Consider the following 509-nt stretch of genomic DNA (forward strand, 5'->3'; position numbering starts at 1 on the left):
CTAATCTATTAGTAATTGGGTCATCTCTAAAATCTTTCATTTTTACGAAATTCTTAGCTTCTTCAGGAGCTTTAAATTCTACATAGCCTTTAGCCCAGAACTCATCAAAGGTTGGCATTGATAGGCCACTTGCTGCTGCTTTTTCTCTTGATTGTTCATAAAAGTATTTAATCCATTCATTTGCAGTTTTACCCTCTGTAAAAGCTTGGTATTTTTCTTCACCAAAATGCTTAATAATTCCACAAAAAATATCATAATCATTTCTTGAGTTATACATAGGCTTTATACATTCTTTCATAGCGAAGATATATTTGTTTGTATGTGCTTTAGTTATATCATTTCTTTCTATTTCAGTAGTAGCCGGTAGAACTAAATCAGCATATCTTGCACTAGCAGTCCAAAAACAATCTTGAACTATAAAGCTATCAACCTTAGCAAATGCTTTTATTTGTCTATTTCTATCTTGATGATGGTGCATTGGATTACCACCAGCCCAATAGATACATTTT

At 32.2% G+C, this 509-nt stretch carries 1 protein-coding gene; it reads right to left on the reverse strand.

Annotation, left to right across the window (positions count from 1 at the left end):
• The coding region (locus KJR01_RS09710) for a molybdopterin-dependent oxidoreductase (RefSeq protein ID WP_214119032.1) at nt 1-509 on the reverse strand (509 nt) is incomplete at both ends.

Origin of the sequence: Campylobacter sp. 2018MI10 (assembly GCF_018501175.1) — a bacterium.
In the GTDB taxonomy this organism is placed as follows: domain Bacteria; phylum Campylobacterota; class Campylobacteria; order Campylobacterales; family Campylobacteraceae; genus Campylobacter_E.